Raw genomic sequence first — 22695 nt, 5'->3', positions numbered from 1 at the left:
GTTATCCGCAGCAGGATCTATCCCAGCCATTTCAGCAAGTCGCGCAGTCGCTGCTCATTATTGCCGGTATCAAATTCCTTGATACCCAATTGTTTGAGTACCTGCTTGCCGCTTTCACTCTCATTCAATTGACCCAATTCCTTTTTCAGGGACTGGATTTGTGCAGCAGAGATTTTTGCGTGCGCGATCAATGGTTGGTAAGGTTGAGGCTGGCTACTGTGGATGATCCTGTGCCCGGTTTTTTCCAGGTTTTTTGCTACCCCTGAGTACGAGGCAATGCCGCCTACGTCTGCCAGTTGATTGTCCAGATAAAACAGGACTGCACCTTGTTCTTTGGCATGTTGAATTTTTTCTGTCTCCAGCTTGAAGCCATTGTGTGTCAACTCTGCCGAGCAAAATTTCGACATATAGGAAATTTTCTCAGGCAGGGCGATGCGCTTGCCTTTGACATCAGCGATATTCTTCAGAGGTGATGCCTTGGGAACGATAAGCAGGCACTGTCCATCCGGTTTGGAAGTAGACACTAATTGATATTTGTAATCCCGCACACCACGTCCGGGGTAATCACTGGGCCGGGCAATCACAAAATCCATCTTGCCAGACTTCATGCCTTCTTCCAGCTGGGAAAACTCGCGTGTCACTACGACAGTCACCTTCTTGCCCAGCGCTTTCCCCATCACTTCTGCCAGACCAGTGTATTTTTCTATCACCTGAGCCGCATCCAGGCCACCAGATGTCCCTTCACTGACATACAGACTATAGTTGCTTTGTGCCTGCACCTGTGTAGCAATGCTCGCCAGGGCGAATGCAGCAATTGAGAGAGCTTTTTTCATATCAGTCATCCTGGAAAACTGTTAACTTCCTAATCCCATACGTCCCGCAAGCACGATATTTACGCAGACATCTATGCCAGCACCGGGGGGTAACTGTAAACTAGATATGTGCATTCAGGCAATCATTTTTAACAATTGCGATATTCAGGATTGTTTTATTGATATTGGTTTGGCTGAAAAACTTCATATTCAGGTTTGCCATAAATCTGATATCTTTGCCACATTGAGTTGACAATTGAATTGATTAAGGGAATGAACATGCGACAGCTTTTCCACATCAGCCGTAACCTGACTCTGGCCGTGCTTCTGGGGGGACTGGCGCATGCCAGTGTCATGGCTCAGCAGCAAACCAAGGTACAGGCAGCACAAAAATCCAAAGTCGTTTTCCAGGTCAGCGATGGCGAAAGCAAGAAATGGGAGCTGGCCCTGCACAATGTCAGAAACGTCATCAATGATATGGGCAAGGACAATATTGAGGTAGAAATCGTCGCCTATGGACCTGGCATAGACATGTTCAAATTCGAATCACCGGCAGCCAGCCGTATTGATGAGATCATCAAGATGGGAGTTCGTGTCGTTATCTGTGAAAACACCATGCGCGCCCTGAAAATCACCAAGGCAGATATGCTAGATAATCTTGCCTATGTAGATGCGGGCGTGTCGCAATTGATCAAGCGGCAGCAGCAGGGGTATGCATATATCAGACCGTGACTTTGCTGCGACACAGACTTTTCTACTCAATATGCTGAGACCCCGGTGTCTGCTCTGGTGGCGGCAGCGGCATTGATGGATTGTGATAACCATGCCGCTTGGCAATTGGGAAAGAAATTGCTTTTGTCAAAAGTGTAAGCACAGGTGACAGCTTAAGATTTTCCTGCTGTCAGGCGCATTTTTTTTCAGGGAATTTGTTACAAACAATTCAGCATATGCTGCTCTGGAAAATTAGAATGCAAGGCTCTATAACAGTCTTTCTTCACACCAGGACATACCGATGAAAATTTCTAAACTCGCCGCCATTTTATTAGTCTTGCCTTTGACTGCCTTCGCCGGTAAAGCAGAACGTGAAATGATGAGCAATGAAGTCGAACCAGCAGTCAAGGCCGCCACAGGCAGCCTGAAAACATCTTGCGGTTGTGACGTTAAGTTTGACATCAAGACAGACAGCTTCCAAACCACGGACGACATGTTCAAGATTAAGTATTTTGCCTCTACCATCAAGGACAATGCTGGCTCCTATTGCGCCGATGCTGCTTCCAAGAAAGCCATGTGCAAGATGAAGACTATAGAATTCAGCAAGGCAGCGACAACTTCCTTGAAATTTGCTGGCGGTAAAGTAGTTGCGACTACCGATGGTACTTCCCAGCCTTCATGGGAGATGCTGACCAAGGAAGTTGACAAGTAAGAGCTGGCTGACATTGATCTGGTTGTCGTGCATTTCCAGAATAGGACTTAGCTGAGAGGGGGGGGAGCGATTCGCTGCCCCTTTTTTTATGCAAAATTTCCTGTTGAATACCATCAAGTCAAGGCGAAGTCAGCCGCACTTTTTGAAATCAAGCCTGTCTGATATAGACGCACTCTGGTCATGTCCATGACACAAATATGGAATAAATTTCTGTTTGCTGCTTTTTTGAAAAAAGACGAAATTCCAATTCCACCTGATGACTCATACCATGAACCTGTCTGAAAACCGTCGCCACCAACGCGTACAATTCTTCCTGGTCCCCTTTGGCAACAATGATGTACGCCCAGTCTGGGTGTTCAAATCACCCGAACATGCTGATGCCCTGCCAGCTCTGCTGGTCAATCTCAGTGCAGGTGGCTTGCAAGTGCTGTCCGAACTTGAGTCTGATATCCCGTCGGGCCAGTATCAAATCAGCTTCTTGCCAGATGAAACCCAGCCCAATGTGACACTGAGCGCTTGCCGCGTGCAACTGCTGTGGACAGAACGTGAAGCGGGTATGCACACCAGATCAGGGTTTGCTTTTACAGGACAGATACCAGCGGACTTGCAAGGCTTGCTGACGCATGAAGATGCGGCGAAGTTGCTTTTGCGCTGCGTGATTATGCCGGTGAATGAAGTGGTGGATTTGGAGACGGTTTGAGGTTTTCTCGCTACCACGACGTAAGACCTGAGTTTACAACATGATAGACGGGCTACCAGCGGCCTGCGATCTTGAAATAGGATTAACGCCGCTGGTGCGTCAGCCAGATTGATTCCTGCCTCCGCAGGAATGAGCTTAATCCGGTTACTGCATGTCCGGATCAGTTAGAGTATAGGGCAGACATTGAAGCCTGCACTGCCCCTGCTGTTCTCAAAGAACCGAAAGCCTCAATCAAGCACATCCAGTAAAACCTCGTCCCGCTTCTTCTTCGTGAGCCCAGATAAAGCTTTCTGGTAAGAATACTCCAGCAATTCTCGCAAATACGCCTCAGGAAATTGCTCTACTGCGACTATCGTCACCCAGTGAAAGCGCCCCATATACCGCGCTGGTTTCACACCCGGCATATCAGTCAGCTCAAGAAAACGCGCAGGTGTCACCCGTATGCTGAAGCGCCAGCGTTCAGGCTCGCTGGTCTTGAAATAGGCAAAGGATTTTTCGCCCACGCTATACACCAACACATTGCTCGGATCTGCATGTAATCTTTCGCGGGCACCGGCATAACTGGCGCACAGTTTTTTGAGAGCAGCTAGTTTCATCGTAGTGATAGGCCAAATCGAAGATCAAATTGATCAGACTCGATAGTGTATTGTAATAGCGATAATTTTGCTTGGGCTGTTACCTGAGAAAAGGAGCAAGTCTGCCTTGCCCCTTTTGTTCACATTGCTTAGCCACGCAAGCCACGATACTCAAGCACAGTAAAACCCAGCACCACCAGCGCCTGTAAACTGACAAAGATAAATCCCAATACGCTGGGTTCAAACCAGACTTCCATCGTCAAGATACTGGCAAGCACCCAGCCAAGGTTACCGAGTATGACGACCCATACCAGCAGGGCGGGTGGTTTCTTGTCGCTGCCTGTGCGGCTGGTGAAGCCCACCAATGCAGCGATCGGGAACAGGCTGACACCCGCCATGAATAAAAAATCCTTGGGCAAGTCTAGCAAACCAGACAAAAGGCCAGACGTAGCAACCAGCAACAAGCCCATGGCAAGACCCGTCAGGGCATCGAGTGCCAGTATGCTTCTCAAGGACAGGGCAGGGGCATGCAATTTGACGGCTGTAGATGCTGTAGACATGGTGTATCTCCAAAAACAGTTGAGGGGATTGCAGTTTCGCTCTACATTTGCAGCAAGTCGATTACCTCACAGGTAATGGTGGTGGTGCGACAATCGGCTGATAATGCAGGTTCAGATCGCAGAAACTAACTCTGGAGCAGTAATTGACTCATCTCATCTCTACTACAGCAGACAAAGCCGAACCCGCCGTATCAGTCGGTACCCTGATACGTGAATGGCGCACGCAACGCAAGTTGAGCCAGATGGAACTGGCGCTGGACCTTGATATCTCGCCGCGTCACCTGAGCTTTGTAGAAACCGGGCGCTCTCGCCCCAGTGCTGAGCTCCTGATGAGTATCGCCATCCAGCTTGACGTACCTTTGCGTACCCGCAATGCCTGGTTGCTGGCGGCAGGCTATGCACCACGCTATAGTGAGCAGGGTCTGGATAGTGCGCGTATGTCTCAGGTCAGGGCTGCAGTACAGCGCCTGCTGGATACCCATGACCCTTATCCTGGAGTTGCGCTGGACAGGCACTGGAATGTGGTCCTGCATAACCGCGCCGCAGAAAAACTCATGGGCTTGCTGCCTGCTGAATTGTGCAAACCAGAAATCAATATCTTCAGGGCCAGCCTGCATCCGCAAGGCTTTGCCGCGCATACCAGGAATTTCTCTGAATGGGGCAGTTATCTTTTGCAAGTCTTGCAGCGGCTGATGCTCAGTGGTCGGGATGAAGACATCATTGCTCTGGTGGACGAGGTAAATGCCTATCCCAATGTGATCGCCTTGAAACAGCAAACACCTGTCATACAATCGACCGAGCCTTCCTTATTGATACCCTGCATCATGGAATTGCACGGGCAAGAGCTTTCACTCTTCACCACCTTGACTACATTTGGCAGTCCACGCGACATCACTTTGCATGAGCTTTGCGTGGAATTATTTTATCCGGCAGACACGCAGACGGAAGTCTTTTTAAAAGCGCTGGCTGGGTGACATAGTCACACTCGTGCACAATCTGTAAATCTTGGTAAGATACCTGTCCTCTTCACACTCAAGGACACGGATCATGTACAAACTGCATAGCCTCTGCCAGTCAGGCAACTCCTTCAAAGTCGCATTTTTGTTACGCGCCTTGAACCAGCCGTTTGAGAACGGCTATGTTGATATGTTCCAGGGCGTGACACGCAGTAGTGAATGGCGCGAACAAGCCAATGAAATGGGGGAGGTGCCGGTGCTGGAAGATGGTGAGCGTGTGCTGACACAGTCTGGTGTCATCCTTAGCTACCTGGCCAACAAGCATGGTGCTTTTGGTGGCAGGAATGAAGATGAGAAACTGGAAGTCTTGCGTTGGCTCTTGTTTGATAACCACAAGTTCACCAGCTATTTTGCCAGCTACCGTTTCAATAGATCCTTTGGCCCCGCTGCACCTGACCCCGCTGTCCAGGCATGGTTGCTTGGGCGTATCGACAATGCCTTTAATATCGTCAACAAGCATCTGGCCAAGCACGAATACATGGTGGGTGACGCACCGACGATCGCTGATTTTTCCCTCAGCGGTTATCTGTTTTACCCTGAGAATGAAAGCGACTACAAGCTTGAAGGCCGCTACCCACATATCATCGCCTGGCTGGAACGCCTGCGTGCCATACCTGGCTGGGCCTTTCCTTACGATATTTTGCCGGGAGAGCGGATTGCGCCCAAGTGGTAGATGCTGATTTTATTTATACAGATTGAGAGAAATGAATATGCCTGCACGGTTTCTTGCCTCTTGCTTTCTGAGTTTGCTGCTCAGTTCCTTGCTCTTTAATGAGGCCCACGCTGACGCGCCTTTGCCTGCCCCCGCTAAAACTGTTTTCAACAGTAACAACAATCGCGTTCAACTCATCTCGGATCCTGCCCTCGGCTCGAAAGTAATTGATCAGAAAAACAAAAACAAAGTCTTGTGGACTTTATCATCCTGGTTTCGGCTGGCGTTTATCAGTGATGATGGCGAGTATGCAGTGACAGTCTATGATGGCTTGAATCTCATTCCCGAGGATTATAGTGATGACCTGATCATGCTGAGTTTTTGGCAGCGTGGCAAGCTCTTGCACAAAGTGCGCTTGAAAGAAATCGCTCCTGGCAAGCACTTGTTGAGAAAAACAGCGTCGCACTATGCCTGGGGCCATTTCAGAGGTATTGATGAAGAGAACAAATTCGTGCTGGAAAGAACCGATGGAAAGTTACTTTATTTTGATATTCGGACAGGCAAGATGTCAGGCAATTAGCGGCATTTTTTTCTTGCGCTCAAGAGTAATTCGCTACTTTACGGTAGCCGACCATGAAGCGCACATTTTTTGGAGAATGCTAAAATGAATCCTCAAGTTGATGCCTATGTTAGCAAAGCAAAAAAATGGAAAGAAGAAATTGAGCATTTGCGCAGTATCGTTCTTGAATGTCCCTTGACCGAGGAGTTGAAGTGGGGCAGCCCCTGTTACACACTTGAGGGCAGCAATGTTGTCCTGATCCACGTATTCAAGGAGTACGCCGCACTCCTGTTTTTCAAGGGTGCCTTGATGAAAGATGTCAAGGGTATCCTGATCCAGCAGACAGAAAATACCCAGGCAGCAAGACAGTTGCGCTTCACCAGTATCGGAGAAATAGCCAAGCTGAAAACCACCATTAAAGCTTATATCAAAGAGGCTGTTGCAGTGGAAAAGGCTGGTTTGAAAGTGGAGTTCAAGAAGGCGGCAGATTTCAACATGCCTGAAGAATTTCAAATGAAGCTCGATAGCATGCCAGCATTGAAGACAGCGTTTGAAACACTGACTCCTGGACGGCAAAAAGCCTATCTGCTGCATTTTTCCGCGGCGAAGCAATCCAAGACCCGGGACGCAAGGGTGGAAAAAGCGATCCCGCATATACTTGATGGAAAGGGTCTGGATGATTAGCGTCTATTTGCCCAACGTGCTCTAAAATCTCGGCCCATCATAGCGCAGTTCTTGCGCCAGCTTACTGCCCATATGGCGGGTAAAAATTTGTTCCAGCGTACCGTCATCTGCCATGCTGTAGATGGCTTTTCTGAGCAAGTCACGCCGGGCTTTGCTAACGCGTTCTTTGGAGACAATAAGGCCATGCACAATGCTGTCTTGTGGCGCCCAGTCAAATAAGTGTACCTGTTTATTGATTTCTTCTTTTTTCAACAAGGGTTGCCATACTGTAGGCAGAGCGATGATGGCATCTACGCGGCGGGCCAGGAAAAGGCGTAACAGGCTATCAATATCGGATGCTTCATATACCCGTTTTTGTGCCCATAATTTTTCCAGCCACTCATCAAACTTTGGACCATGTTTGAAACTCTTGATGACAGCGACTTTCAAATTGGCATCGTTTAAGAAACCAGCCATGCTCAGGCCATGCACTGGCATGTCTCGGTGTAGCAAAATATAATTTCTGGTGGAAAAATAGGGAATGAATTCGGCAAATTTTTCTCTTTCGGGTGTGGGAATGCCAGAGACCGACATGTCCAGGGTATTGTTTTTCAATTGAGTCCAGATGCGTACCCGCGATTCCAGCACAGTATCAAATTTGCAGCCACTGCGCTTTGCGACTTCTTCCACCACATCCTTGTCTATGCCTGTATAACTGCCATCGGCATGGCGGTAATACAAGGTTCCCAATTCATAGTAGGCCAGTTGCATGCTGCCGCAGGCAGTGCTGTGCTCAGCAGCGCCAGCAGCAATGCAATTCAACCCCAGTATCAAGAATAAAAGTGCTATGCGCTGCATATACATGCTCCGAAACTACCCTGTCCTCAGCCTAGTGTCTTAAAGCAAGTTACGCAATAGTCGAAACGATAAGACTGACTACTGGCTGTCAGGATTCCAATATTGGATTGATCTATATTGGAGCAGGTGCCAGGGTATTTGTTGCTCGGCTACAGTGGGTTGCTCTGCAATGCTGGCTTGTCTGTGTTGTCTGCTGAAGATCTGCCTTGCTATTGCACACCAGACCATCATTGCTAACAATTGTAAATTAACACAAACCTGTGGCAGCTTTGGTCATACATCTTGCCTGCAATGCTGTTCCGGCGGCCTGGTTGCCGGATAGGGATGCCAGGGTACTTCCCTGCGGGGGGGCTTTGTGTCTGCAATTGGGTGGCAGGGCGATGGCGTCGCCCTGCGCTATCCTTATGTCGGTCAGCGAGATTGCCTTCATCTATGACCGCCTCTAAGACATCTCTACTGGCTAACGCTGCTTGCATTCGCTAGCGCACGGTATACACCTGTCCGGTTTGCGCGCCTTCCACACTTTTGGCATAGGCTAGGCCCACGCGTTTGGAAGACACAGCTTCAAAGCCTGGGAAAAAACTGCCAAGTTCAGCCACTGATTCTTCCAGCAAGCCAGGACTGACGACATTGATACGCAGACCACGCGGCAACTCTATCGCGGCACCACGCACAAATCCTTCCAGCGCCGCATTCACCATAGCAGCGCTGGCACCCATACGTATAGGCATTTCACCCACCACGCCACTGGTCAGGGTAATGGAACCGCCGTCCTGCAAATAGGCCTGGGCGATTTGCGCGACATTCACCTGGCCCATGAGCTTGCTATTGAGGCCGACGTGGAAATGTTCTTCTTCCATTTGAGCCAGTGGTGCAAAATGCACGCTGCCTGCTGCTACCACAACGCCATCGACCTTGCCTGTACGGGCAAACAGTTCTCGTATTTGCCCGCTCTGGCTGATATCAAGCTGGATGTCGCCGCTGGTTTTTCCAACGCGGATGATGTCATGACGAGAGCCGAGTTCATTGCTGGTGGCGCTGCCTACTGTGCCGTTGGCACCGATGATGATGAGTTTCATAGCTTTCCTTGCTGGTCTAGGTTGAGTTAATTCAAAGGGCTTTTGGCCTGAAATTAAGTATCTTCCAATTTTTAATGTAGATAAATATTCAGAAAATGCATATATTCCTAACCAATAGTTAGTAATAAAGGGTGAACTCATGGATAAATTGCGCAGCATGGAAGTTTTTGTGGCCGTGGTTGATGCTGGCAGTTTTACTGCTGCGGCAGCGCAGTGCGAGATATCACCTGTCATGGTGGGCAAGCACATACAGTTTCTCGAAAACCTGCTAGGCGCACGCCTGCTGACGCGTACCACTCGCCGTCAAAGCCTCACCGAGCTGGGTTTGCAATACGCAGAGCAATGCAAGGCCATACTGGTGCAGATCGGCGAGGCAGAATCTGGTGCGGCCAGAATGCGTGGCGGCGCGCGTGGCGTACTGAAGATCACGTCGCCTGTGACCTTTGGCAGTGAAATGCTGGCCCCGGCCATGGTTGATTACCTGGCGCAGTATCCTGAAATGCGTGCCGACCTGCATATGAACGACAGTGTGGTGGATGTGGTGGAAGATGGTTTCGACGCTGCTATACGCATAGGCCAGCTGGAAGACTCCACTTTGATTGCACGTCCCCTGCAGCCTTACAGTATGATGATCTGTGCCGCTCCGTCGTACTTGAAGCGCAAGGGAATACCCCGCACGCCTGCGGATCTGATTGCTCACGAATGCCTGGATTTTTTACACTGGAACAAACATGTACGCTGGCGTTTGACAGGTGAGGTAAGTGAAATCCCGGTCAGCCGCCTGCGCTCCAATAATGGTCAGGCCTTGAAGAGTGCTGCCGTGGCCGGTTTTGGCATCGTCATGCAATCCGAGTTATTGCTTGCCGGCGAGGTTGCTGCCGGCAGGCTGGTGCCGCTGATGGAAGCCTATGTGCCTGCGCCACGCCCCATGCATTTGCTGTATCCGCGTGACAGGCAACCCACACCCAAGCTGGCTACATTTATTGAATTTGTGCTGAGCAGGTTTGGTTTGTAGCGTGGGCGCAATAGTCAGATCATACTACCCCACCGCACGTATGCGCTGCCTGCGCTTCGGGACGGATAATTCACACTTTTTCCAATGGTCATTGACCAGAACTTCATAAGCTCGAAAGCGGCATTCCAGAGTTTCTGCATTGATGGGATTGGCCTGATTCATCAATTGAAAATGCAGATGTGGTGTCATTGACTGGCCAGAATTGCCAACCTCTGCCAGCTTTTGCAAGTGTTCTACTTGCTGTCCGGCTGTGACGCAAACCGAACCCTTGCGGGCATGTGCCAGAAACGCATAAACTTCGGTATCTTCTGCTGATTGCAAGATTACATGGTTGCCCGCGAAGTGACGGATATCCCCAGCACCCGCTTCCTGCAATTGCTGCAATTCTGCATTCCCTTGTTTTGAGAATAGTGTGTTTATCAACGTACGCAGATAACTTGTAGCGATTTCCTCGCTGCCATCAACAGCTGCCAGCACCGTGCCGTGAAAAGGTGCAAGCATGGGCTGGCCCCAGGCATAATATTCTTCCAGCGGCACGGCCTGAAATAACTCTCGCCAGGCAGCACGTCTGCTAGCCTTTAGCTTTTTATCGACGCGCAAAAAATCGAAAGCTCTTTCATGTCCTGCTTCAGTACCATCGGCACCGACCAGCCATTCTCCGGCAAGAGGGAATTCAATAGTGATGGGTGTTTTCATATTGGAGTTACTTGACGGGCAGGGCTTGCTTTCCAGGTATGAAGAAAATGGCGAGGCTGATGAATACGCCCGCAACAAAGCCATATAAATGTCCGGCCTTGATCCCTGCGATGGCGTGCACGTCCAGCGCTACCTGTATAGCCACGATCAGGCTGGCAAACCATACCAGACTACTCCTTGGCAGCAAGATAAACGTGGCAGCACACAACGCCATCAAGGCTTGTGATGCGCCGTCAGTCACCAGTAAAGGGTAAGCCCAGACACTGGCGGCCTGGCCTGTCAGGCCACCAATCAGGTAAATCCCCAATAACACCCGCCATCCATGTTTGCGTTCCATCGTGCTGGCAAGGATAAGGATGCACATGGCATTGAACAACATATGCAAAAAATGCACATGCAAAAATTGCGAGACCAGCAAGCGCCACCATTCATGCGTGATATAAATGTCGCCCGTTGCTGCCCCCAACTGCGGCAGGCGCAAGGACTTTTGCGAGGCAAACAGCGATAGTCCGAAATACTGGGTTGATATTAACCAGCCTGTCAAAATCAATATAAAGATGGATATTGCTGCGGGTGACCTGAAAAGAAAGTTCTTTTGATTCATGGAGAGACGCGTTGGCAGCTAGAATGGAAGAGCAGAATCTACCATGATCATCAAGGCTTGACTTGTTTGATAAGGGTTTTGTGCGTTGCACAAAAGAAAGTATTTGCTTTTTCTCCTTCCTTATTTGATTATATGCGCAAATAGTATTATTTGAGCTTGATCAAGTTCGCATCAATAAAACTGTGCTTTATAAACCAGCGCTTGTGGATGTAGCATGAAGACAAGCTGGCACAGGATGAACCTAGTATCTCATTGGAAAGTTTCAGTCTCATGTCTATGCAGATTAAAAAGTCCGGTCTTTTGCGTCGTGCACCCGAGAATTTTTTGGATGCACCCTTGCGCCAGTCCATCACTGAACAAGGCTTGAATGATGAGCGGCGTGGCTTCTTGCGCAAGAGCTTTGCGGCCGCCACGGCTGCGCTGGCGTCTGGCGTAGCAATGGCAAGGCCGGGTACTGTGCCTGAGGGGGATGGTGACCCGCTGATACTGAATTTGCAGGATCATGCCAAGACCCTGGGCAACCCTGTCGTCATGCAGGGCTATGGCCAGCCATCGAAGTTTGAAGCCAATTTACAGCGCCGCCAGTCTCCCGGCCTGACGCGGGTGCCGCAGGCGTCTGTCTCGTTCGCGCCCTTGCAAGGCTTCTTTGGCATCATCACCCCCAGTGGCCTGCATTTTGAACGCCACCACCAGGGCTGGATAGATATAGACCCTGAGCAGCATCGCTTCATGATCAATGGCCTAGTGCGCGAAGCCAAGGTCTACACCATGGATGATCTGATGCGCCTGCCCTCGGTATCTCGCATGCATTTCATCGAATGCGGTGCCAATAGCGCCACTGAATGGGGCAATGTCGCCGTGCCGACGGTGCAATACACCCATGGCATGCTGAGCTGTTGTGAATTTACGGGCGTACCCTTGTCAGTATTGCTGGATGATTGCGGTATAGACCGCAAGAAAGCCAAGTTTGTCCTGGCTGAAGGGGGCGATGGCTCTGCCATGACGCGCACCATCGACATCGCCCGCGCCATGGATGACGTCATCGTCGCTTACGGTATGAATGGTGAAATGCTACGGCCAGAAAATGGCTACCCGCTGCGCCTGGTCGTGCCTGGTGTGCAGGGCGTGTCCTGGGTCAAATGGTTGCGCCGCATCGAAGTGGGTGACCAGCCATGGGCAAGCAAGGATGAGGCTATTCACTATATTGATTTACAACCCAGTGGATTGCACAGGCAATATACCTCGGTGCAAGAGTGCAAGTCGGTTATCACCACACCATCGGGCGGACAGATGTTGCTGGAAAAAGGGTTTCACAATATTACTGGCCTGGCATGGTCGGGCCGTGGCAAGGTCAAGCGCGTGGATGTTTCTGCGGATGGTGGTCGCAGCTGGCGTACCGCCAGGCTGGAAGGCCCGGTGCTGGGCAAATGCCTGACCCGCTTCAATATTGACTGGAACTGGGATGGCGGACCAGCGATTTTGCAATCACGAGCCATTGATGAAACCGGTTATGTACAACCCAAGATCAATCAACTGCGTGAAGTGCGCGGCACCAAATCGATTTATCACAATAATGCTATCCAATCGTGGAATATCAATGAAGACGGCGAGGTCACAAATGTACAAGTGGCCTGAGTTAACAATGCTGACTAAAGCGATGGGCATGCTGGTGCTGGCAACTGTCAGCCTGAAAGCCAGTGCCGATAATTATTCAGGCGTAGGCCGGGCCGCAACCCCTAAAGAAGTGGCAGCCTGGGATATCGATGTACGCCCCGACTTCAGGGGTTTGCCAAAGGGCCGCGGCAGTGTAGAGCAGGGCCAGCAAATCTGGGATGGTAAATGCGCTTCCTGTCATGGTACCTTTGGTGAATCCAATCAGGTATTCACGCCCATTGTCGGCGGCACTACCAAGGACGATATCAAGAATGGGCGCGTCGCTGCATTGACTGGTAATAGCCAGCCGCAACGCACTACCTTGATGAAAGTGGCAACAATCTCGACACTGTGGGACTACGTCAACCGCGCCATGCCCTGGAACGCACCCAAGACCCTGACTACTGATGAAGTGTATGCGGTAACCGCTTATATGCTGAACATGGGTGGCATCGTTGCCGATGATTTTGTCATGTCGGATGAAAACATCGCCGAAGTGCAAAAACGCATGCCTAATCGTCTGGGCATGACAGAAAAGCATGGCCTGTGGCAGACCAATGGCAGGCCGGATGTAAAAAATACTGCCTGCATGAAAGACTGTGTAAAAGAAGTCAAGATTACCTCTGAGCTGCCTTCTTTTGCCCGCAACGCCAATGGCAACCCGGTCGAGCAAAACCGCAGTATAGGCGCCGTGCGGGGAGTGGATTTGAACAAGGCTGCGGTTGTCAAAGTCAGCGCACCAGCCGCCGAAGAAGGTTTGAAGCTGGCCAAACAATATGCCTGTATCGCCTGTCATGGTATCAAGGATAAAGTTGTTGGCCCGGGTTTTGCCCAGATCGCTGCAAAATATAAGGGCGATGCCAACGCCGAAACCAGCATGAGCAAGAAAATCAAGCTGGGCGGTAGTGGTGCCTGGGGCGATATTCCCATGCCGCCACAAGGCCATGTCAAGGATAGCGAAATCAAGACCATGCTGGACTGGATCATGCGCCAGTGAGGCAGCAAGGTTTTTTTCAGCTTTGTCATATCGATGGAACGATTTCGCGTTAAGCTTATCGAATAGCAGTAAATAGTAGCAATAGCAGCACCGCAGCAATAGATAAATGCACCATTTCAGGAGACAGTAATGAAGCAGGCAATCAAGAGCAAAGACGACGGTCAGCAACGCCGTGATTTTTTACGCATATCCACGGTATTTGGCCTGGCCTTTGCGGCAGGCATGCTCAAGCCATCGGATGTATTTGCTGCAGAATGGGATAGCAAGGCTTTTGAAGCCAAGAGCTTGCAAGATGTATTCGCCGCAATGGGCGCAGGTAGCCCGGTGATCAGTGCTGATATCACCATCACCGCGCCTGATATTGCTGAAAACGGTGCGGTAGTGCCAGTCAGTGTCAGCAGTAAGGCCGCGAACACTGAATACATCGCCATCCTGATAGAAAAAAACCCGAATGCCATGTCCGCGGCTTTCAATATCCCGGAAGGTACCGAAGCCTCAGTCAGCACACGCGTCAAGATAGGTGAAACTTCGAACGTGCATGCTTTGGTAAAAGCGGACGGCAAGTGGCTGGTGGCTTCTAAAGAAATTAAAGTAACACTGGGCGGTTGCGGCGGTTAATTTTTAAGACCTCTCAACACAGAGACACAGAGAAGTTTAAAGAGAAGCGGAAGTATTGTGCGTAGGTTGGGGCGTGCAGTAGGTTGGGCCGGGCCTCGCTAGGCTATGATTTATCAGCCCAACACTCGGCCTAACAACAGTGTAAGACTTAATTTCAAGTCATCATTTTTACTGTTTTTCTCATGTCTTTCTCTGTGCCTCAGTGTCTCTGTGGTGAGCTTTCAGGTTTTGATCAGATATTCATTTAAAATTAGCAAAAAAGGGAGACATCATGGGCGATCCTATGCGTATTCGGGCAGCGGTTACTGGCGACGTTGTTGAGGTAAAAGTATTGATGCGTCACGATATGGAAACAGGTCAGCGCAAAGATTTGACGGGTAAAGTTGTGCCTGCGCATTTCATTAAAAACCTGCAAGCCAAATGGAAAGACAAAGTCGTGCTGGATGCCCAGTTTGGCCCTTCGGTTTCCAAAGACCCGTTCCTGTCCTTCAAGTTCAAGGGTGGAGTCAAGGGCGATAAAGTATCGGTGACCTGGACAGACAATAAAGGTGACCAGCGTAGCGATGAAGCAGCCATAGCCTGATAAGGAAAACCCATGCCACGTCTTGCTCTTAAATCATTGCCAGGCTTGTCGCTTGGTGCCCTGTTGGCAGTATCTGTTTTGTCTTCTGCCCAGGCGCAGAATGCCAATCAATCTGCTACTGATGAAATCGCCAAGTACCGGCAAATGCTGGCCGATGGCAATCCCGCGGAATTATGGGAAATGCGCGGCCAGGAACTCTGGCAAAAAAAACTGGGCCCCAATCAGCAATCACTGGAGCAATGTGATCTGGGCAAAGGTCCGGGCGTGACCAAGGGCGCATATGCAGAATTGCCGCGCTATTTCAAGGACACCAATAAAGTCATGGACCTGGAACAGCGGCTCATGCATTGCCGCATGAGTCTGCAAGGCTTGACGCGTGAGCAGGCAGTGAAAACACCTTTTGGTTCTGCAGGCAACCCGTCCGATATTGAAGCGCTGGTCTCGTTCTTGACGGCAGAATCACGTGGCATCAAGCTGGCTATCAGCACCAAACATCCGGCAGAAAAACAAGCCTACGAAATCGGCAAGAAGATTTTTTACTACCGCGCTGGCTCACATGATTTTTCTTGCGCGTCCTGTCACTCCGTCGAGGGCCAGCGCATACGCATGCAGGATTTGCCTAACCTGAACAACAAGGCCAATGCCCAGGCAGCTTATTCCACCTGGCCTGCTTATCGCGTCTCACAAGGTGAAGTAAGGACCATGCAGCACAGGCTCAATGACTGCTTCCGCCAGCAACGCTTTCCTGCGCCTGACTATGCTTCAGACTCCATCACTGCACTGACCATGTTCCTGGCAAAATCAGCCGACGGCGCGGTCATGAATGCACCTGCCTTGAAACGTTAAGGAGACATGCATGAAAAATTTACGTGTACACCATGTCAGTGTTTTGCTGGCAGCAATTTTCAGCACGGCGGTGGTTGCTGCTGCTGAACCAGACTATGCCAAAGCCGCACTGGAAATGATGAAGGCTGACTTCAAATCCAAAGGCCCGGCCACCATGGAGCGCATGGTGCAGCAGGATGAAGCACAGGCGCAATGCAGTGCCAATCCACAAGGCTTGAAACCCAAACAAGCAAAAAAACTGGAGCAGGCACAACTGGCGGCTGTCAAATATCCTGCCGATGCCCAGTACATGGGCGACTGGAAGAATGGCGAGAAAATCGCCCAGAATGGTCGTGGCATGCAATCTTCTGATGCTGTCGGTTCTGTCAATGGCGGCAATTGCTACGCCTGCCATCAGATGAGCAAGGCAGAGATTTCTTTCGGCAATATCGGTCCTTCGCTCTATCAATATGGCAAGCTGCGCGGCAGTAGCCCAGAGATTGTGAAATACACCTGGGGCAAGCTGTATAACGCACAAGCCTATAACGCCTGTTCCAAGATGCCGCGGTTTGGGCATAACGGGGTGTTGACTGAGGAGCAGTTGAAGGATGTGATGGCACTGTTGCTGGATGTTGAGTCGCCGGTGAATAAGTAGGAGCTTGGCTTTATTGTTTTGATACCGCTGTTGTCGGAGCCCGTGACTCTCCATGTTACTGTAACCCGATTTACGTCGCTCCAGCGAAGGTTGGAGCCTAGTGGCGTTCGTTGCATACCGTGTGCTTTGATTAAAACGATTGCCCTTCGTAGACACAGGCCGGGTCTCGGCCCGGCGGCCGAATCCCTTTCTTTGCTTCGCCAAAGAAAGGAATCAAAGAAAGACGACCGAGGCGTCGCTGCCCCCTAAAGGGGGTTCCCGATTATGCAGCACAAAAAATGGGAAGGCCCGAAACTCGCTTCGCTCAAACAGCGGTCCTTCTATTTCCATTTTCTGTGCTGCACAATCGGCATCGACACATCGGAAAGGCTAAAATCAAAAACAGCGGCAAGGTCAAAATCAACAGCAACCCCAACTTCAAAACCAGAATCAACCCCAAACATTTACATCAGAAAGCAAATCATCATGGGTCTGAATCGTCGTGATTTTTTACAAGTAATGGCCATCGCCGCCGCTGGAGGCATGCAGATCGATGCACTGGCTGCTATTGCTAATCCTGCAGCAGCTAAGCTGTACGATCTGCCACGTTTTGGTAATGTCCATCTCATGCATTTCACCGATTGCCATGCGCAGTTGTTGCCCTTGTATTTTCGTGAGCCCAGCGTCAATCTGGGTGTAGGTACGGCATTTGGTAAAAGCCCACATCTGGTCGGTGAGCATTTGCTGAAACAGTTTGGCATCAAACCCAATACACCTGAAGCCCATGCCTTTAGCTGCCTGAATTTTGAACAGGCCGCAGCGACGTATGGCAAGGTCGGTGGCTTTGCGCATTTGACGACGCTGATCAAACGTATCAAGGGCAATCGACCCGGTGCACTCTTGCTGGATGGTGGTGATACCTGGCAGGGGTCAGCGACAGCACTGTGGACGCAGGGGCAGGACATGGTGGATGCCTGTTTGCAGATGGGTGTGAATGTCATGACGGCGCATTGGGAAATGACACTGGGAGACAAGCGCGTCAAACATATCGTTGAAAACGACTTCAAGGGCAAGGTCGATTTTGTTGCGCAAAATATCCAGACTACCGATTTTGGTGATCCGGTCTTTGAAGCCTTCACCATGAAAGAAATGAATGGCGTGCCGGTCGCCATCATCGGTCAGGCTTTCCCGTATACCCCTATCGCCAACCCGCGCTATCTGGTGCCTGAATGGAGCTTTGGCATACAGGAAGAAAATATGCAAAAGACCGTTGATGCGGCACGTGCCAAGGGGGCGAAAGTGGTGGTCATCCTGTCGCATAATGGCATGGATGTCGATCTCAAGATGGCTTCGCGCGTGCGCGGGATTGATGCCATCCTGGGCGGACATACCCATGACGGCATGCCCGCACCTGTCATCGTTGAAAACGGTGGCGGCAAGACTCTGGTGACGAATGCGGGTAGCAATAGCAAGTTCCTTGGTGTGCTCGATTTTGATGTGAAAGAAGGGCGCATACAGGGCTTCCAGTACAAGCTGTTGCCAGTGTTTGCCAATTTCCTGCCAGCGGATGCAGAGATGCAGGCGCTGATACAAAAAATTCGTGCGCCTTACACTACAAAGTTGTCTGAAAAACTGGCAATGACTGAAGGCACGCTGTACCGCCGTGGCAATTTCAATGGCAGCTTTGACCAGCTCATTGTCGATGCGCTCTTGGAAGTCAAGGGGGCAGAAATCGCCTTCTCTCCCGGCTTCCGCTGGGGTACATCCTTGCTGCCCAATAGCGCCATCACCATGGAACATGTGATGGACCAGACCGCCACGACTTATTCGCATACCACCATGACAGAAATGACAGGTGCCGCCATCAAGACCGTGCTGGAAGATGTGGCCGACAATCTGTTCAACCCCGACCCTTACTACCAGCAAGGCGGTGACATGGTGCGTGTCGGTGGCTTGACGTATGCCATAGAACCAGCAGCAGCGATGGGTAAGCGCATACAGGACATGCGTTTGAACGGCCAGCCATTGGCTGACGGTAAAGTGTACAAGGTGGCAGGCTGGGCACCAGTGGCCGAAGGCGCAAAGGGCGAACCAGTCTGGGATGTAGTCGCACAATGGCTGCGTACGCACAAGAAAATTGCTCCGCGCAAATTGAATACACCTCGCTTGATTGGCGTTGCTGGTAACCCTGGCATGCTGGCTTAAAGCGAGTAGATGTCTGGATGTTGTCTTCCAGGCATCTATGAGTATTTTACGGGTTTTGATCTTCTTCTTTCGCTAATTTCTGCGATTTTTCCTTTTGCTTGCTCGCTTCGCTTTTGTAGGGCTGGCCCGTCAGCAAATTATTTTTGCTGCAAAGCGCAAAAAACATCTGTTTTGGTTTATGTTATGACACTTTATTTGTTTTGAGCTTGGAATAAGCGCGGGAGTAGTGTCAGCATGATCATCGGTATTGATTTGGGAACAACAAATAGTCTGGTTGCAGTCTGGAAGGATGGTAAGTCCCAACTGGTGCCAAATGGCCTGGGGGACATGCTTACTCCGTCCTGCGTCAGTATTGATGAAGATGGCAGCGTGCTGGTCGGCAAGGCCGCCAAAGAACGTCTGCAGACTCACCCTGAACGTACAGCGGCGGTATTCAAGCGCTACATGGGCAGCGACAAGAAAGTCAGGCTAGGGCAAAAAGATTTTCGTGCCGAAGAATTGTCTGCCCTCGTCTTAAAGTCTCTTAAGGCTGATGCAGAAGCTTTTCTGGGCGAAGCGGTCACTGAAGCCGTCATCACTGTGCCGGCTTATTTTTCTGATGCCCAACGCAAGGCGACCCGCACCGCGGGCTTACTGGCTGGCCTGAAAGTCGAGAGGCTGCTCAACGAACCAAGCGCTGCTGCACTGGCCTATGGCATGCACCAGTTGGATAGTGAAAGCCGCTTCCTGGTGTTTGATCTTGGTGGTGGTACTTTTGACGTCTCCATCCTTGAATTGTTTGAAGGCGTGATGGAAGTTCGCGCTTCTGCAGGTGACAATTATCTCGGTGGTGAAGATGTCACCAGTGCCATCGTTGACCTGTTCTTCCAGCGTAACAAGCTTGCCACGAGCTTGCGCAATAATCCCATGTTCATGCAAAGGCTGGGCGCTTCGGCCGAGATTGCCAAGCGCAGCTTGTCCGCAGGCCAGCAAGCGAAAGTACAAATCCAGCTGGATGGCAATGACCTCAGCATGGACATCGATGAAGAAGCACTGGACAAGCTCTGTGCCCCCTTGCTCAAGCGTATGCGCGAACCGGTCGAGCGCGCCCTGCGTGATACTAATATCCGCGCCAACGAACTCGACAGCATCGTGTTGGCGGGCGGTGCGACCCGCATGCCGGTGATCAAGCGTCTGGTGACGCTGATGTTTGGGCGCTTCCCGACCAGTGAAATCAACCCTGATGAAGTCGTGGCCCTGGGCGCTGCCGTGCAGGCTGGCCTGAAGATGAAAGATGCCGCGCTGGAAGAAGTCGTCATGACCGACGTGGCGCCTTACTCTCTTGGTGTAGAAGTCTGCATGCGCCTGGCCGATGGTAAATCGTCTGATGGCCATTTTTCACCTGTTATCGAGCGCAATACGGCAGTGCCGGTCAGCCGCGTTGGTCATTACCGTGCTGTCGATGCGCGTCAGACCATCGTGCAGTTGCGCGTTTTTCAGGGCGAATCTCGCTTGGTCAAAGACAATATCCTGCTTGGCCAGCTTGATGTTCCCTTGCAGCAGGATGGCAATGACGAGAAAGCAGTCGATGTGCGTTTTACCTATGATGTCAATGGCCTGCTTGAGGTCAGGGTCAATGTCAACAATAGCACTGAAAGCCATGTCCTTATCATTGAGGGCAACCCTGGCATGCTCAGTGATGAAGAGATCAGACAGCGTTTTGTCGAGCTGGAGAAAATCAAGATGCATCCGCGCGACACACTTGAAATGCGTACCCTGCTGGCCAGGGCTGACCGCATTTACCAGCAGGTGCGTGGAGACCTGCGCTCCTGGCTGAGTGTGCAGATCGCCGAGTTTGAAGCAGTGCTGGAAACGCAAAACCCGCGCCTGATCAATCCGGCCAAGAACAAGTTTTCCGACATGCTCAATTCCGTAGAGAGCGATAGCCACCTGCATTCGGATTTTGACCCGCAGCAGAATTAAATAGGCTATACAGATGCTTGTGAATTGAATCATGGTATATATTCCGCCGTTTTTTCAACAGCATGGGTTAGCTCCCGATGCTGACGAGCGCTCCGTCAAGCGCGCTTATGCAAAGCAACTGAAAAAGATAGATCAGGAAACAGATCTTCCTGGCTTTCAGGCTTTGCGTGAAGCCTATGAAGAAGCGCAGGAGTGGATCAGGTACAGAGACAGCGGCAGGCTGAGTCAGGCTTACGCAGCAGAGCAGCAGGCTGCTGAGGCAAGTAGTGAGAGTCAGACCCCGGCCCCGCAGCAAGAGGCAGTTTCTGCTTCCTCGGAAGATATGGCAGCCTTTGGCGCCATAAGCTGGCCAGAGCCAGTACGCCCGCTGGCACCCCCAAAGCTGACGCCGGATACAGAAACCGGAAAGGCAAAATCACTACCCGATGCAACAGAGACTGCAACGCAGACCTTGCAGGATAGTGATGGCCAACTGGCTGCCAGCAAGGCAGAGCGTGTTTTTGCCGAAATGCTCATGGCAATGCGCAAGTGCGCTGGGGAAGAAGGCTATGCTGAAAAACAATTGCAGCTTGCTATGAGCGACCCGCGCCTGGGTAGCAGTGATGCACGCTACGCCTTTGAAACCCTGGTGGCTGCCTATCTCGCCAGAGGCTGGCGGCACGGCAACGGCGAGCTGTTCGATGCGGCCTTTGACATCTTTAACTGGGCCAGGGACAGGCGCCGCCTGTTGAGCCTGGGCCGTCCCGGCCATGTGCTGGAGCGTGCCTGCAAAGAGATGCAGGCATTCCTTGAAAGACCTGTCGAGGTACATAAAGCACAATGGGAGCTGCTGAAAAAACTCAGGCAGGAAAAAAATCCGGGTAATGACTATCTGGAAGCCAATTTTAAAAAATTGCTGGTGCTGGATGAGTTATATCCGGTCTGGATATGGATGGTGACCAGCAAGGATAATTTTCATATCTGGAAAGCACAATACGATACGCTACAGGAGATCGCCAGGGCAAAGGCACTCAGGGAAGCTGCAGAAACCGAAGCCCGCAATAAGGTAGGACCAGGAACTGGTGGCACATTTTCCGTACCTGGTGAGGAGGCCGGAGCTTCTGGAAAAGCAGGTTTCTTCGCCGCCTTGCGCGCCAGGCACTGGCCTTTCGGTCGCTACTATCTGCCAGCCTTTTTGTGTGTGCTTGCTCTGATCATCGTGCAATTGATCGTGCACGATGCCAAGACAGTGATACCACCAGAGGTTGTGGTCCAGCAGCCTGTGCCAAAAACACCAGCAGCGCGATTTGATGCTGCCAGCCGCGAGTTGAGTCGTGCCGGTAATAACGCGGGCAAGCTGCAAAAAGCGCTGTATGAACTGGTGCAACTATCAGAAAGCGGTTATGCCAAAGCCTCCTATCAATTGGGCTGGTACTATCGCGAAGGCACACAGCCAGGGCCAGACGAAGCGAAGGCACTTAATTGGTATATCAAGGCAGCGGAACAGGGGCATCTGGAAGCGGCTGTCATGGTGGCTGATTATTTTTTTGAAGGGCGTGGCGTCAACAAGGACCTGGACGCAGCCGTACGCTGGTACAGCAAGGCTGCGGCATCGGGGCAAAGCCTGGCGCAGATCAAGCTGGCACATTTGTACGCAGATGGCAAGGGGGTGAAAAAAGACAAACAGCGCGCACTGGAACTGATTTCGGCGGCAGCAGAAAAAGGCCAGCCCCTGGCACAAAGCGAACTGGGCATGATACGCATGAATGGCTTGTACGGGACACAGGTTAGCGCTGAAAAGGCTGCCTACTGGTTCATGTTGAGCGCGAGGCAAAATAATGCAGTTGGCCAGCGCATGTTTGGGCTCATCCATGAAAAAGGATTAGGCGGTTACAACAAAGACCTCAATGCTGCCGCAGACTGGTATGGCAGGGCTGCCAGACAGGGCGACGCCGAAGCCCGCAAGAAATTGAAAAGCCTGTGCCAGTCGGGTACCTATCCGGATTGCAGCGATACTTAAATTTGCC

General features: G+C 51.1%; 25 protein-coding genes. 17 read left to right on the top strand and 8 right to left on the bottom strand.

Features of this window, described 5'->3' with window-relative positions:
• Positions 1-17: 17 nt before the first annotated feature.
• Positions 18-833 carry a phosphate/phosphite/phosphonate ABC transporter substrate-binding protein gene (locus H8L47_RS17495; RefSeq protein WP_186954876.1) on the bottom strand — a complete coding sequence of 272 codons (816 nt, stop codon included), beginning with the start codon at positions 831-833 and terminating at the stop codon, positions 18-20.
• Between the two features lie 258 nt (positions 834-1091).
• Here H8L47_RS17495 and H8L47_RS17490 point away from each other — a divergent pair, with 258 nt between their 5' ends.
• The 3 genes from H8L47_RS17490 to H8L47_RS17480 all read left to right on the top strand — a co-directional run bounded on the left by H8L47_RS17490 (position 1092) and on the right by H8L47_RS17480 (position 2935).
• Positions 1092-1544, top strand: a complete 453-nt coding sequence (locus H8L47_RS17490; RefSeq protein ID WP_186954875.1) for a DsrE family protein — start codon at positions 1092-1094, stop codon at positions 1542-1544.
• A 280-nt stretch (positions 1545-1824) separates the two neighbouring features.
• Complete coding sequence (locus H8L47_RS17485; RefSeq protein ID WP_186954874.1) at positions 1825-2235, top strand: hypothetical protein; 411 nt, start codon at positions 1825-1827, stop codon at positions 2233-2235.
• Between the two features lie 268 nt (positions 2236-2503).
• Entirely contained in the window at positions 2504-2935 is a 432-nt protein-coding gene (locus H8L47_RS17480) for a PilZ domain-containing protein (RefSeq protein ID WP_186954873.1), read from the top strand.
• Between the two features lie 227 nt (positions 2936-3162).
• On the opposite strand, the gene H8L47_RS17475 is transcribed toward H8L47_RS17480, so the two are convergent.
• Entirely contained in the window at positions 3163-3531 is a 369-nt protein-coding gene (locus H8L47_RS17475; RefSeq protein WP_186954872.1) for an MmcQ/YjbR family DNA-binding protein, read from the bottom strand.
• A gap of 128 nt (positions 3532-3659) precedes the next feature.
• Positions 3660-4070: a hypothetical protein gene (locus H8L47_RS17470; protein WP_186954871.1), complete on the bottom strand. Its 411-nt coding sequence runs from the start codon at positions 4068-4070 to the stop codon at positions 3660-3662.
• Positions 4071-4213: 143 nt separating this feature from the next.
• Between H8L47_RS17470 and H8L47_RS17465 the strand changes: the two genes are divergently transcribed.
• The 4 genes from H8L47_RS17465 to H8L47_RS17450 all read left to right on the top strand — a co-directional run bounded on the left by H8L47_RS17465 (position 4214) and on the right by H8L47_RS17450 (position 6981).
• Positions 4214-5044, top strand: a complete 831-nt coding sequence (locus H8L47_RS17465; RefSeq protein WP_230413800.1) for a helix-turn-helix domain-containing protein — start codon at positions 4214-4216, stop codon at positions 5042-5044.
• A 73-nt stretch (positions 5045-5117) separates the two neighbouring features.
• Positions 5118-5759, top strand: coding sequence for a glutathione S-transferase family protein (locus H8L47_RS17460; protein ID WP_186954870.1), 642 nt, complete (start codon positions 5118-5120; stop codon positions 5757-5759).
• A 31-nt stretch (positions 5760-5790) separates the two neighbouring features.
• The gene (locus H8L47_RS17455; RefSeq protein ID WP_186954869.1) at positions 5791-6318 is read left to right on the top strand and encodes a hypothetical protein; all 528 of its coding nucleotides are present in this window, start codon (positions 5791-5793) and stop codon (positions 6316-6318) included.
• Between the two features lie 84 nt (positions 6319-6402).
• Complete coding sequence (locus H8L47_RS17450) at positions 6403-6981, top strand: YdeI/OmpD-associated family protein (RefSeq protein ID WP_186954868.1); 579 nt, start codon at positions 6403-6405, stop codon at positions 6979-6981.
• Positions 6982-7002: 21 nt separating this feature from the next.
• Here H8L47_RS17450 and H8L47_RS17445 read toward each other — a convergent pair whose 3' ends face one another.
• The 3 genes from H8L47_RS17445 to H8L47_RS17435 all read right to left on the bottom strand — a co-directional run bounded on the left by H8L47_RS17445 (position 7003) and on the right by H8L47_RS17435 (position 8897).
• On the bottom strand, positions 7003-7818 hold the full coding sequence (locus tag H8L47_RS17445; protein ID WP_186954867.1) for a substrate-binding periplasmic protein: 816 nt from the start codon (positions 7816-7818) through the stop codon (positions 7003-7005).
• Between the two features lie 247 nt (positions 7819-8065).
• Positions 8066-8248, bottom strand: coding sequence for a cupin domain-containing protein (locus H8L47_RS17440; protein ID WP_186954866.1), 183 nt, complete (start codon positions 8246-8248; stop codon positions 8066-8068).
• Positions 8249-8297: 49 nt separating this feature from the next.
• Positions 8298-8897 carry a short chain dehydrogenase gene (locus tag H8L47_RS17435; RefSeq protein WP_186954865.1) on the bottom strand — a complete coding sequence of 200 codons (600 nt, stop codon included), beginning with the start codon at positions 8895-8897 and terminating at the stop codon, positions 8298-8300.
• Between the two features lie 139 nt (positions 8898-9036).
• Between H8L47_RS17435 and H8L47_RS17430 the strand changes: the two genes are divergently transcribed.
• Entirely contained in the window at positions 9037-9912 is an 876-nt protein-coding gene (locus H8L47_RS17430; RefSeq protein ID WP_186954864.1) for a LysR family transcriptional regulator, read from the top strand.
• Positions 9913-9936: 24 nt separating this feature from the next.
• Here H8L47_RS17430 and H8L47_RS17425 read toward each other — a convergent pair whose 3' ends face one another.
• Together H8L47_RS17425 and H8L47_RS17420 are read right to left on the bottom strand one after the other, a co-directional pair.
• Complete coding sequence (locus H8L47_RS17425) at positions 9937-10608, bottom strand: M23 family metallopeptidase (RefSeq protein ID WP_186954863.1); 672 nt, start codon at positions 10606-10608, stop codon at positions 9937-9939.
• Between the two features lie 7 nt (positions 10609-10615).
• Complete coding sequence (locus H8L47_RS17420; protein ID WP_186954862.1) at positions 10616-11212, bottom strand: rhomboid family intramembrane serine protease; 597 nt, start codon at positions 11210-11212, stop codon at positions 10616-10618.
• A gap of 270 nt (positions 11213-11482) precedes the next feature.
• On the opposite strand from H8L47_RS17420, the gene soxC reads away from it, so the two are divergent.
• The 9 genes from soxC to H8L47_RS17375 all read left to right on the top strand — a co-directional run bounded on the left by soxC (position 11483) and on the right by H8L47_RS17375 (position 22688).
• Positions 11483-12847 carry a sulfite dehydrogenase gene (soxC, locus tag H8L47_RS17415; protein WP_186954861.1) on the top strand — a complete coding sequence of 455 codons (1365 nt, stop codon included), beginning with the start codon at positions 11483-11485 and terminating at the stop codon, positions 12845-12847.
• Positions 12831-13862, top strand: a complete 1032-nt coding sequence (locus tag H8L47_RS17410) for a c-type cytochrome (protein WP_186954860.1) — start codon at positions 12831-12833, stop codon at positions 13860-13862. Before soxC ends, H8L47_RS17410 begins: the two co-directional genes overlap by 17 nt.
• A gap of 129 nt (positions 13863-13991) precedes the next feature.
• Positions 13992-14480, top strand: coding sequence for a thiosulfate oxidation carrier protein SoxY (gene soxY, locus H8L47_RS17405; protein WP_186954859.1), 489 nt, complete (start codon positions 13992-13994; stop codon positions 14478-14480).
• Between the two features lie 271 nt (positions 14481-14751).
• The gene (gene soxZ, locus H8L47_RS17400; RefSeq protein ID WP_186954858.1) at positions 14752-15063 is read left to right on the top strand and encodes a thiosulfate oxidation carrier complex protein SoxZ; all 312 of its coding nucleotides are present in this window, start codon (positions 14752-14754) and stop codon (positions 15061-15063) included.
• Between the two features lie 12 nt (positions 15064-15075).
• Positions 15076-15909 (top strand): sulfur oxidation c-type cytochrome SoxA, encoded by an 834-nt coding sequence (gene soxA, locus H8L47_RS17395; RefSeq protein WP_186954857.1) that lies wholly within the window; start codon positions 15076-15078, stop codon positions 15907-15909.
• A 10-nt stretch (positions 15910-15919) separates the two neighbouring features.
• Entirely contained in the window at positions 15920-16543 is a 624-nt protein-coding gene (gene soxX / locus H8L47_RS17390; protein ID WP_186954856.1) for a sulfur oxidation c-type cytochrome SoxX, read from the top strand.
• Positions 16544-17008: 465 nt separating this feature from the next.
• Entirely contained in the window at positions 17009-18727 is a 1719-nt protein-coding gene (gene soxB / locus H8L47_RS17385) for a thiosulfohydrolase SoxB (protein ID WP_186954855.1), read from the top strand.
• Positions 18728-18961: 234 nt separating this feature from the next.
• Complete coding sequence (locus tag H8L47_RS17380) at positions 18962-20689, top strand: molecular chaperone HscC (RefSeq protein WP_186954854.1); 1728 nt, start codon at positions 18962-18964, stop codon at positions 20687-20689.
• 31 nt (positions 20690-20720) lie between these two features.
• Positions 20721-22688, top strand: a complete 1968-nt coding sequence (locus H8L47_RS17375; protein WP_186954853.1) for a tetratricopeptide repeat protein — start codon at positions 20721-20723, stop codon at positions 22686-22688.
• Positions 22689-22695 lie beyond the last annotated feature (7 nt).

Source organism: Undibacterium umbellatum, from assembly GCF_014284125.1.
GTDB classification, from domain to species: domain Bacteria; phylum Pseudomonadota; class Gammaproteobacteria; order Burkholderiales; family Burkholderiaceae_D; genus Undibacterium; species Undibacterium umbellatum.
Note: the sequence above shows the minus strand (reverse complement) of the source record. Positions and strands in the feature narration are given on the sequence as shown.